Origin of the sequence: uncultured Abyssibacter sp. (assembly GCF_964000955.1) — a bacterium.
Lineage (GTDB): Bacteria > Pseudomonadota > Gammaproteobacteria > Nevskiales > OUC007 > Abyssibacter.
Genome location: NZ_CAXFCL010000093.1, coordinates 1 through 4728 on the forward strand (window position 1 = coordinate 1; position 4728 = coordinate 4728).

General features: G+C 67.4%; 5 protein-coding genes. 2 read left to right on the plus strand and 3 right to left on the minus strand.

The features are described 5' to 3' along the window. On the plus strand, positions 1-367 hold a 367-nt coding region (locus ABNS06_RS04290), incomplete at its 5' end, for a hypothetical protein (RefSeq protein ID WP_348672780.1). On the opposite strand, the gene ABNS06_RS04295 is transcribed toward ABNS06_RS04290, so the two are convergent. Then, positions 364-1098, minus strand: a complete 735-nt coding sequence (locus ABNS06_RS04295) for a 16S rRNA (uracil(1498)-N(3))-methyltransferase (RefSeq protein WP_348672781.1) — start codon at positions 1096-1098, stop codon at positions 364-366. The genes ABNS06_RS04290 and ABNS06_RS04295 overlap by 4 nt on opposite strands. Before the next feature lie 5 nt (positions 1099-1103). Next, entirely contained in the window at positions 1104-2465 is a 1362-nt protein-coding gene (locus ABNS06_RS04300) for an adenosylmethionine--8-amino-7-oxononanoate transaminase (RefSeq protein WP_348672782.1), read from the minus strand. 141 nt (positions 2466-2606) lie between these two features. Here ABNS06_RS04300 and ABNS06_RS04305 point away from each other — a divergent pair, with 141 nt between their 5' ends. After that, positions 2607-3620 (plus strand): RDD family protein, encoded by a 1014-nt coding sequence (locus ABNS06_RS04305; protein ID WP_348672783.1) that lies wholly within the window; start codon positions 2607-2609, stop codon positions 3618-3620. Here the strand turns inward: ABNS06_RS04305 and argA are convergent. Then, positions 3607-4728: amino-acid N-acetyltransferase (gene argA / locus ABNS06_RS04310; RefSeq protein WP_348672784.1), on the minus strand; the 1122-nt coding region annotated here is incomplete at its 5' end. The genes ABNS06_RS04305 and argA overlap by 14 nt on opposite strands.

Consider the following 4728-nt stretch of genomic DNA (forward strand, 5'->3'; position numbering starts at 1 on the left):
CGACTGGCGCGACCGGCGCCTGCCACTGGTCGCCGTCGAGGGGCTGCTCGGGCTGCCGATTCCCGAACGCATGCCGCGCGCTCGGCTGCTGGTCGTCAACACGGTGACCGACCAGGTCATGGCCGGTCAGTACGTGATGGTCGCGCAGGGCTATCCGCATCTGGTGACCGTCAACGAACGCGCGTTGCAGCAGGACTGGTCGGACGACCTGCCGGAACGGGACAACACCGCTTGCCGCGTGCGCATCGGCACCAACGTCGCGCTGATTCCCAACCTGGATCGCATCGAGTCGAAGATCGCCAGCGCGCTGGTGCGTGTGGAGGCGGGCTCGCTGGACGCCACCGAACTGCCGGCGTTTCTCAGCTAGATCAGGGCTCCCTGGAGATCCCCCCAGCGGCTCTGCAAGGCCGCCAGCATCGCCGGGCCGGCGGTTTCCGTGCGCAGGATGCGTGGGCCGAACCGGATGCCTGTCCATCCCTGGTCCAGTCCCTGATGGACTTCGTTTTCGCCGAACCCGCCCTCGGGTCCGACGGCGATGGCGAAATCCTCGGCCGCGGCGATCGTGCCCAGACCGTTACGCGCATCCGGGTCCAGGATCAGTGATGCACCCGGGTGAGGCGCCGGGACCGGCCAGTCGACCGGCGGCAGCAGCTCCGGGACCGAGGCGCGGCCGCATTGTTCGGCCGCGGCGATGGCCACGCGCCGCCAGTGCTGCATGCGTTTTTCGAGGCGGTCACCGCCCAGGCGCACGTCCACCCGCTGCGTATTCAGTAGTTGAATGCGGGAGACCCCCAGTTCCGTGGACTTCTGGATGGCGTAGTCCATGCGCTCGCCCTTGCTCAGCGCCTGGTACAGCGTGGTGCGGATCGGGGACTCCGGCGCGGTCTCGACCGGCGCTTTGCAGATCACGCTGGCGGACCGCTTGGCCACCTCGCAAAGCGTCGCCTCGAATTCAACGCCGTCCATGTTGAACAGCCGCAGGCGCGTGCCGGCCGGGGAGCGGAGCACCCGCACCAGATGATGGGCAACGTCATCCGGTAACTCGAAACGCAGATCCTGCGCCAGCGGATGGTCGACGAAGAAGCGGGATATGCGCACCGGGTTCAGTCCCGCACCGCGATGTCGATGCCGCGAATGGCGGCGCCGACCATGCGGGCGATTTCGTCGTCGTTGATCACATAGGGCGGCATGAAATAGACCACATCGCCCAGCGGCCGGAGTAACACGTCCTGCGTCAGCGCGTACTTGTGGATGCGACGGCCACGGCGCTCGCGCCAGTCGAAGGGTTCCAGCGTGTCGCGGTCGCGGACGAGTTCGATCGCCATGATCATGCCGTGGCGGCGGATGTCGCCGACGTTCGGGTGATCCAGCAGTTCCGCCGCGGCGGCCTCCATCGCAGCACCCTTGGCGCGCACCTCGGCCAGTACGTCGCGTGATTCGAAGATCGACAGCGTCGCCAGCGCGGCCCGGCAGGCCAGGGCATTGCCGGTGTAGCTGTGCGAGTGCAGAAACGCGCGCATGTTCACGTAGTCGTCGTAGAACGCCTGGTAGACCGTCTCGGACGTCAGCACCACGGACAGCGGCAGCGTGCCGCCTGTAATGCCCTTGGACAGACACATGAAATCGGGCGCGATGCCGGCCTGCTCGCAGGCGAACAGGCTGCCGGTACGACCGAAGCCCACCGCGATTTCGTCGGCGATCAGGTGCACGTTGTGGCGATCGCAGGCCTCACGCAGCCGCGTCAGGTAGACGGGATCGTACATGCGCATCGACCCGGCGCATTGCACCAGTGGCTCGACGATCACGGCCGAGACTTCGTGCGCATGCCGCTCCAGCGTCTCCTCCATGGCAGCGAATGCCGCTTCGGAATGCTCCCGCCAGCTCACGCCCTCCGGACGCCCAAAGCAGTCCGGCCCGGGCACGACGATGTTGTCCAGCAGCAGTGGTCCGTAGGTGGACTTGTAGAGCGGGACATCCCCCACCGCCAGCGCGCCCAGGGTTTCGCCGTGGTAGCTGTTCGACAGCGAGATGAAACGCGGGCGGGTTTCACCGCGGTTGAGCCAGTAGTGAAAGCTCATTTTCAGCGCGGCCTCGACGGCCGCCGAGCCGTTGTCGGCGTAAAAGCAGCGCGTCAGCGGATCGGGTGCCAGTCGCGTCAGCGCCTCGGCCAGTTCCACCGCCGGGCCGTGGGTCATGCCCGCGAGCATGATGTGATCCAGCGTGTCGAGCTGATCCTTCAGCGCCGCGGTGATCACCGGATTGCTGTGACCGAACAGGTTCACCCACCAGGAACTGACCGCGTCGATGTAGCGCTGACCGTTGAAGTCCTCCAGCCAGACGCCCCGTGCCGAGCGGATCGGCAGCGGCGGCAGGGCCTCGTGATCCTTCATCTGGGTACAGGGGTGCCAGACGCGCTCGAGATCGCGGCGGGCCCATGCCGCGTTGTGATCGATGGGGTTGCTCATGTGGGCGGAAACGGCCTGTGGATTGCGACGCCGGTTGTACAGGGTTGGGGCAAGAACGCAAGCGGCTGGGAAGCTTGCCAGGTTGCCCGCGCGGGTTATGGTTTGCGCGTCGTCATGGGGTCGATCGGGGAAATGGTTTTAATGGGAGCGGAATCGGATAGTGGGCACATCGCGTCGCGTGATGATCGGTCCATTGTTACGCCGGATGCGTTCCGGGTCGCGCCGGATTTGATCGGAACACCGCTCGCCCGGCCGTGGCGCCGGGCCGTCGCCTTTGGCATCGATGGTCTGATGGTCGCGATTCTCGCGAACCAGGGCGGCTATCTGCTGGCGATCGGTATCGCGGCGTTGATCTACGTGCTGGGCCATCGCTGGAAGCTGGAGCGCCGCTGGTCGCGCTGGCTGCACAAGGCGGGTGTCGTGTTTGCCTCGCTCTGCGTGTTCGTCGTCGCCGGCCTCGTGCTCCAACCGCTATGGGACCGGTATGCCAACGATTCGGTACCGGCCGAGGACGGCGAAGGTTTCTTCGAGGGCATGGCTACGGCGATGAGTTTCGGAGCGCTGTCGCTCTGCGACGATGCGGCGTGTCGTCTGGAGGCTGCGCAAGGCTTCGCGGAGGCGGCGACGGAGCACGGACTCGCGGAGGACGACATTCTTGGGGCAGTCGCGGATTTCGCTGACGAGCACCCGACGGAACGCGAGGCCCTGCTGGCCGCCGCGGCATCCGGTGTCGCGGCGGCCGACCCATCGGAGATGCCGGTGGACGAGCCCGTTGCGGAGCCGGCCGTGGCCGGGCCACGGCGCTTCAGCATGCTGGACACGATCAAGACCCTCGCCTCCGACCTGGGCCTCGGGCTCGGTTGGGGTGCGCTCTACTTCACCGTGTTCCCCGTCTGGTGGAACGGGGCCACGCCCGGCAAGCGCCTGCTGGGCATTCGCGTGGTCCATCTGAGCGGTCGGCCGCTGCGGTACTGGGGAGCGTTTCTGCGCTACGGCGGTTATGCGGCGGGTCTCGCCACCGGGCTGCTGGGATTCTTCCAGGTGTTCTGGGACGCCAACCGGCAGGCGGTGCAGGACAAGATCGGCTTTACCGCGGTGATCGCACAGCCGGGAAAGACGCCGCTTGGCGGGACGGGGGGACCTACAGCGTCTTGATGAACACCTGCGAGTTGCGCTGAAGGTTGTAGAGCGCGCGTTTTTCCACCGGCAGCGAGTTGACGTCAGCCTGCTTGAAACCGCGTTCGACGAACCAGTGCGGCGTGTGCGTCGTCAGTGCCATGACGCGTGTCAGCCCCTCGGCTCGCGCCCGCGCTTCGGCCTGACGCAGCAGCGCGTCGGCCCGGCCTTCGCGCTGGTAGTCGGGGTGGACGACGATGCAGGCGATCTCGCCGATCTGTTCGTCCGGGTACGGCATCAGCGCGCAGCAGCCGATGACCATGGCATCCCGGGTCATGACCAGAAAGCGGTCGATATCCAGTTCCAGCTGCTCGCGGGAACGCGGCACCAGCACGCCCTTGCGTTCCAGCGGTTCGATGAGTTGCAGGATGCCGCCGACATCGTCGATGCGTGCCGGTCGCGCGGCGTCGTAGCCGTCGCTGGCGATCATCCTGCCGATGCCGTCGCGGGTGTACAGCTCGGTCAGCAGCGCACCGTCGGACATCGCGCTCACCACGTGAACCCGCGGCACGCCGGCTTCGGCGGCCTCGACGGCGGCGCGGAACAGCGCGTCGTCCGGCGTCTGCGCCAGCTGTTCGCGGGCCGTGGTCAGCGACCACTGGTTCGGCGTCGCGGCGGACGGTTCCGGATGCAGGTACACCAGCTTGTCGGCGCGCAGCGCCACGGCGGCCTTGAGCGCGACCTCCTCGGCGAGCAGATTGAAGGTCTCGCCCGTGGGCGAATAGCCGGCCGGAGACAGCAGCACGATAGCGCCGCGATTCAGCGCCGCCTGGATCGGGTCGACGTTGATGCGACGGACCTCGCCGGTCAGCTGGAAATCCACGCCGTGACGGACGCCAACCGGCCGTGCGACCACCCAGTTGCCGCCGGTGACCTCCAGCCGCGCGCCGCCCATGGGAGAACTCGCGACCCCGGTGGACAGCAATGCCTCCAGTTCCATGCGCACCGCGCCCACCGCGGCGGTCACGCTGCCCATCGCGGCCGGCGTGGTGATGCGCAGGCCCTGGACGACATCGCAGGGGCAGGCGTCGTGTTCGAGGCGGGATTCGATCTGCGGGCGGGCACCGTGCACCAGCACCAGCCGCAC